The organism is Pseudomonas sp. PS01300 (assembly GCF_029960155.1).
GTDB lineage: Bacteria > Pseudomonadota > Gammaproteobacteria > Pseudomonadales > Pseudomonadaceae > Aquipseudomonas > Aquipseudomonas palmensis.
This window is the reverse complement of the sequence record NZ_JASCPN010000123.1, coordinates 1-4944: the sequence shown is the minus strand read 5'-3', so window position 1 is coordinate 4944 and position 4944 is coordinate 1. Positions and strand designations below refer to the sequence as shown.

The window sequence follows — 4944 nt, the reverse complement described above, 5'->3', positions numbered from 1 at the left end:
GGTCAAGCCCGCTCCCACAAGGACAGCGATAGTCCTAGTGGGAGCGGGCTTGACCCGCGATTGGGTTCAGCTCAGAACCGCGAGCCCGGCTCCAGCAGAAAGTCCATCTCTTCATCGGTGCTCGGGCGCCCCAGCACCAGGTTGCGGTGCGGGAAGCGGCCAAACCGCGCAATCACCCGCTGGTGCTGCTCGGCATAGTCCAGGAAACCTTCGAACAGGCGCCGGTCACTGTCCGGCTGCGCATCCAGCAGCAACTGATAGCGCTCGATGCTGATGTTCTGCCAGTCCAGCACCTCGGCATGCTCCAGTACCAGCAGGATGAACACCCGCTGGATCGGCAGCAGCTGGTAGTCCCAGGCCTTGTCCAGGCCCTGCATCACCAGCACCTGCGCACGCCGGTCGCCATCGAAGGCGTGCTGCGTGTCGCGGTGGATCATGCGGGGCAGCTGGTCCAGCAGCAGCACCAGGCCCAGCCAGCCCTGGGGGCTTGCCAGCCATTCGTCCAGCTCGCCGGCCAGCGCCTGCGCGGCCAGCTCGCCGAAGCGCTCGCGCGCCTCGTCGTCGTGGTGCTTGCCGAACCACAGCGTACTCTTCTCGTCAGCCACGGCCTGGGGGCTGGTGCCCCAGCCGAACCACCACTCCAGCAACGGCTGCCAAGGTGCGAGCATGATTTACTCCTGGTGATAACCGGTGACGCGCTCGACTTCCTGCTTCGAACCCAGGAACACCGCCACACGCTGGTGCAGGCTCTCGGGCTGGATGTCGAGGATGCGCTGGCGACCGTCGGTGGAAGCACCGCCGGCCTGTTCGATGATGAACGACATCGGGTTGGCTTCGTACATCAGGCGCAGCTTGCCCGGCTTGGATGGCTCGCGCGCATCGCGCGGGTACATGAACAGGCCGCCACGGGTCAGGATGCGGTGCACGTCGGCAACCATCGAGGCGATCCAGCGCATGTTGTAGTTCTTTTTCAGCGGGCCGGTCTCGCCAGCCAGCAGTTCGCCCACATAGCGGGTCACCGGGGCTTCCCAGTGGCGCTGGTTGGACATGTTGATGGCGAACTCGGCGGTGGTTTCCGGCACCTGAATGTTCTCGTGGGTCAGCACGAAACTGCCCAGCTCGCGGTCCAGGGTGAAGCCCTTGACGCCGTTGCCCAGGGTCAGGATCAGCATGGTCTGCGGGCCGTAGATCGCGTAACCGGCGGCCACCTGCTTGGTGCCCGGCTGCAGGAAGGCCTGTTCGTTGAGGCTTTCGTTCTGGCTCAGGTACTCGTTGGGGCAGCGCAGTACCGAGAAGATGGTGCCGACCGAGACGTTGACGTCGATGTTCGACGAACCGTCCAGCGGGTCGAATACCAGCAGGTAGGCACCCTTGGGGTACTTGCCCGGGATCTGGTAGGCATTGTCCATCTCTTCGGACGCCATGCCGGCCAGGTGGCCGCCCCACTCGTTGGCTTCGAGCAGGATGTCGTTGGAAATCACGTCCAGTTTCTTCTGGACTTCGCCCTGCACGTTTTCAGTGCCCATGCTGCCCAGCACGCCGCCAAGGGCGCCCTTGGACACGTTGTGGCTGATTTCCTTGCACGCACGCGCCACCACTTCGATAAGGAAGCGCAGATCGGCAGGGGTGCTGTTGCTGCGGGTCTGCTCAATCAGATAGCGACTCAGGGTAACGCGGGACATGTAAGGCTCCGGAGGATGGGGTAGAAAAAACCCACGCAGTTTACAGGGAGAGTGAAGCGCTAGCGAGCAATAGGACATGCTCGCCCGATCAGACGACACATCGGGCCGAAGGTTCACGCCCCCGGGCCCGATGCCAGGCGCCTACTCCAGCGCGTTCCAGATCTCCCCGGCGTATTCGCGAATGGTGCGGTCCGACGAGAACCAGCCCATGCGCGCGGTATTGAGCACGGCCGAGCGCCACCACTGCTGGGGGTCGTGCCACAGCTCCTCGACGCGGCGCTGGGCCTCCCAGTAGGCATCGAAGTCGGCGCACACCAGGAAGCGGTCGTACGGCACCAGTGAATCGATCAGCCCCACGTAGCGCGCCGGGTCGTCCGGCGAGAACACCCCGCCGCGGATCGCCTGGAGCACGTCGTTGAGCCGGTACGAGGCGCCGATGGCGGAGCTGGCACCGAAATCGCCGCTGCGCTTGCGCGCCTCCACCTGCTGGGAGGTCAGGCCGAAGATGAACATGTGCTCGGCCCCCACCTGCTCGCACATCTCGACGTTGGCGCCGTCCAGGGTGCCGATGGTCAGCGCGCCATTGAGGCCGAACTTCATGTTGCTGGTGCCCGAGGCCTCGTAGCCGGCGGTGGAGATCTGCTCGGACAGGTCCGCCGCCGGGATGATGCTCTCGGCCAGGCTCACGTTGTAGTTGGGCAGGAACACCACCTTGAGCAGCCCGCGCACGGTCGGGTCGTTGTTGACCACCCTGGCGATGTCGTTGGCCAGCTTGATGATCAGCTTGGCCTGGTGATAGCTGGCGGCGGCCTTGCCGGCGAAGATCTTCACCCGCGGCGCCCAGTGCGTGCCCGGCTCGGCGCGGATCGCCTGGTACAGCGCCACGGTATGCAGCAGGTTGAGCAGCTGGCGCTTGTATTCGTGGATGCGCTTGACCTGCACATCGAACATCGCCTCGGGGTCGACCGTGATGCCCAGGCGCTCCTGGATCAGGTTGGCCAGGGCCTTCTTGCTGTGCAGGCGCTGCTGGGCGAAGGCCTTGCGAAACGCCGGCTTGTCGGCGAACGGTTCGAGGCGCCGCAGGTGCTTCTCGGGGTCGTCCAGCACCTCGGGCCCCAGCGCCTCCACCAGCATGCGGGTGAGCGGCGGGTTGGCCTGGTACAGCCAGCGGCGGAAGGTGATGCCGTTGGTCTTGTTGTTGATCCGCTCGGGGTAGAGCTTGTGCAGTTCGGCGAACACGGTGCTGCGCATCAGCTTGGTGTGCAGCCCCGACACGCCGTTGACGCTGTGCGACCCGAGGAACGCCAGGTTGCCCATGCGCACCCGCCGGCCGTTGTCCTCCTCGATCAGCGACACCGCGCGCAGCACGTCGAAGTCATGGATGCCCTTGGCCCGCAGCGCGTCGATATGAAAGGCGTTGATCAGGTAGATGATCTGCATGTGGCGCGGCAGCATGCGCTCCATCAGCCCCACCGACCAGGTTTCCAGCGCCTCGGGCAGCAGGGTGTGGTTGGTGTAGGCCAGGGTGTCGACGGTGAGCTGCCAGGCGGTGTCCCACGGCAGTTCGTGCTGGTCCACCAGCAGGCGCATCAGCTCGGCCACGGCAATCGAGGGGTGGGTGTCGTTGAGCTGGATGGCGGCCTTTTCGTGCAGGTTGAGCAGCGTGGGGTTCATGTTCAGGTGGCGGCGCAGCAGGTCCTGCAGCGAGGCCGAGACGAAGAAGTACTCCTGGCGCAGGCGCAGCTCCTGGCCGGCCTCGGTGCTGTCGGCCGGGTACAGTACCCGCGAGATGCTCTCGGCGCGGGCCACTTCGGCTACCGCGCCCAGGTGGTCGCCGGCATTGAAACGCTCCAGGTGCAGCTCTTCCAGGGCCCGTGCGCGCCACAGGCGCAGGGTATTGACGCTGGCACCACGCCAGCCCACCACGGGCGTGTCGTAGGCCACCGCGCGCACCGTTTCGGCCGGCCACCACACCTGGCGCGGCTGGCCGGATTCGTCGTGCCGGGTCTCGACGCTGCCGCCGAAACTGATCGGGTAGATCACCTCGGCACGCTCGAACTCCCAGGGGTTGCCGAAATCCAGCCAGTTTTCGGTCTGCTCCTGCTGCCAGCCGTCGACCACGGCCTGGCGAAACAGCCCGTGCTCATAGCGGATACCGTAGCCGTGGGCGGCAATGCCCAGGGTCGACATGCTCTCCATGAAGCACGCCGCCAGGCGCCCGAGGCCGCCGTTGCCCAGCGCCGCGTCGGGTTCGAGCAGGCGGATGCGCTCCAGGTCCACGTCCAGCCCGGTCATTGCTTCACGGGCGATGTCCAGCAGGCCGAGGTTGCTCAGGCTGTCGTACAGCAGGCGGCCGATGAGAAATTCGAGGGAGAGGTAATAGACGCGCTTCTGGCTCTTGCGGTAGATCTGCCGCGTGTGGTCCATCCAGTGGTCGACCATGTGGTCGCGGGCGGCCAGGGCAATGGCCTCGAACCAGTCGTGGTCGAAGGCGTGCTCGGGGTCCTTGCCGACGGCATAGGTCAGTTTTTCCAGTACAGCGGTGCGAAAGGCAGCCACCTGTGCGTCACGTGCGAGTGGTTCCTGAGACATACGACGTCCTCGGGCAAGTTGACGAATGCGGATGGGGATTTCTCAGCCTAGACGGTTCGACCGGGCGCGGTAGCGCGGGTTCGTTTGTTTCTGTGCAAAAGCGGTACCGGGTTGGCACGAACCCGGCAAATGGTTGTTCACATTTTGACCAACTCCGGTATGATCGCGCGCCCACCCGACCATCTGAAAAACCGAACCTGATGAAACCGACCCTGATTGCCGCCGCCGAACTCGACCGCCTGGATACCTGGCAGAGGTATTCCAGCCACATGTGCGGGGGCTGCATGTCCAGTTGCTGCACCTTGCCGGTGGAGGTCAAGCTCACGGATCTGATCCGCATTGGCGTGGTGGACGAATTCGAACGGGGCGAGCCGCCCAAGAACATCGCCAAGCGCCTGCAGAAGGATGGGATCGTCGAGCGCTTCAACCAGAAGTCCGGGATCTTCACCTTGCAGCGCATGAGCAACGACGATTGCCTGTACCTGGACCGCAAGACGCGGTTCTGCACCATTTACGACAAGCGCCCCGACACCTGCCGCAACCACCCAAGGATCGGCCCGCGGCCGGGGTACTGCGCGTACAAGCCAAAGCCCGTGGCCCGCTGAAAAGCATCGCGGGTCAAGCCCGCTCCCACAAGGTTGTGCATTTACCTGTGGGAGCGGGCTTGACC

General features: G+C 64.8%; 4 protein-coding genes. 1 reads left to right on the top strand and 3 read right to left on the bottom strand.

Annotation, left to right across the window (positions count from 1 at the left end):
- Positions 1-71: 71 nt before the first annotated feature.
- The 3 genes from QMX96_RS26450 to QMX96_RS26440 form a co-directional block, all read right to left on the bottom strand.
- Positions 72-668, bottom strand: a complete 597-nt coding sequence (locus QMX96_RS26450; protein ID WP_043862186.1) for a DUF924 family protein — start codon at positions 666-668, stop codon at positions 72-74.
- Positions 669-671: 3 nt separating this feature from the next.
- Positions 672-1682, bottom strand: a complete 1011-nt coding sequence (locus QMX96_RS26445) for a class 1 fructose-bisphosphatase (RefSeq protein ID WP_043862187.1) — start codon at positions 1680-1682, stop codon at positions 672-674.
- A 141-nt stretch (positions 1683-1823) separates the two neighbouring features.
- Positions 1824-4274, bottom strand: a complete 2451-nt coding sequence (locus QMX96_RS26440) for a glycogen/starch/alpha-glucan phosphorylase (RefSeq protein ID WP_058541651.1) — start codon at positions 4272-4274, stop codon at positions 1824-1826.
- Positions 4275-4474: 200 nt separating this feature from the next.
- On the opposite strand from QMX96_RS26440, the gene QMX96_RS26435 reads away from it, so the two are divergent.
- A complete protein-coding gene (locus QMX96_RS26435; protein ID WP_043862189.1) occupies positions 4475-4879 on the top strand; it encodes a YkgJ family cysteine cluster protein in 405 nt (134 codons plus the stop codon).
- Positions 4880-4944: the final 65 nt, after the last annotated feature.